1 protein-coding gene is annotated in these 526 nt (G+C 68.1%); it reads right to left on the bottom strand.

Annotated elements, in window-relative coordinates; translation table 11 throughout:
• Positions 1-526 (bottom strand): P-type ATPase actuator domain-containing protein (locus OP18_RS50695; RefSeq protein WP_033368025.1); only part of this gene is annotated, 526 nt, incomplete at both ends.

Below are 526 nucleotides of genomic sequence, written 5' to 3'. Positions count from 1 at the left end.
TCGCCGGCGGCTTCGACGGCGCGGCCGGACATGGCCAGGACGTTGCGTTGCACGAGGCGGTCCATGCCGGCGATGCCGATCGCGGACAGCAGCGCTCCGATGGTGGTGGGGATCAGGCAGACCAGGAGTGAGACCAGGACGATGCCGGTGACGCCGTCGCGGTTGAGGGCGAGGCTGTCGGGTGCGAACGCCTGCACCGATTTCGAGTAGATGGCGAGGGGCTGCAGGGTGGCGACGGCGAGCAGGAAGATGATGGTCAGTGATGCGAGGAGGATGTTGAGTGCGATCTCGTTCGGCGTCTTCTGCCGGTTCGCGCCCTCGACGAGGGCGATCATCCGGTCGATGAAGCTCTCGCCGGGTTTCTGGGTGATGCGCACGACGATGCGGTCGGACAGGACCTTGGTGCCGCCGGTGACGGCGCTGCGGTCGCCGCCGGACTCGCGGATCACGGGTGCGGACTCGCCGGTGATCGCGGACTCGTCGACCGAGGCGATGCCCTCGATGACGTCACCGTCGCCGGGGATGA

The organism is Dactylosporangium aurantiacum, from assembly GCF_000716715.1.
GTDB classification, from domain to species: domain Bacteria; phylum Actinomycetota; class Actinomycetes; order Mycobacteriales; family Micromonosporaceae; genus Dactylosporangium; species Dactylosporangium aurantiacum.
This window is presented reverse-complemented; position numbering and strand designations above follow the sequence as displayed.